We start from the raw sequence: 333 nt of genomic DNA on the forward strand, positions 1-333 counted from the left end.
TGCGCTTTCTGATGGAAGACTGCTGCGCCGGCCATCCGGAAATCTGCGCGCCGGCGGCCGAGGTTGCGGCCTGCTGCGCGCCGGCTGGAGGCAAGGTTCAATGATCACGCTGACGCGGTTGGGGGCTTAAACTATGACGTCGTTTCCGCTTTCGCGCCGCCTTGTTTCGGAAGGGCTCGGCACGGGCATTCTGGTCGCGACCGTCGTCGGTTCGGGCATCATGGCGGATCGTCTGACCGATGATACGGCGCTTGCCCTGCTCGCCAACACGCTGGCGACGGGGGCAATGCTCGTCGTGCTGATTACCGTTCTCGGGCCGATATCGGGCGCGCA

The 333-nt window shown here is 64.9% G+C and carries 1 protein-coding gene and 1 pseudogene; both read left to right on the forward strand.

What is annotated here, in order from left to right:
- Positions 1-104, forward strand: a pseudogene (locus ACPYOJ_RS34910) (transcriptional regulator); the annotation flags it as partial.
- Between the two features lie 29 nt (positions 105-133).
- Positions 134-333 (forward strand): aquaporin (locus ACPYOJ_RS34915; RefSeq protein ID WP_481420315.1); only part of this gene is annotated, 200 nt, incomplete at its 3' end.

This window comes from Rhizobium sp. SVR5-9E, from assembly GCF_056755095.1.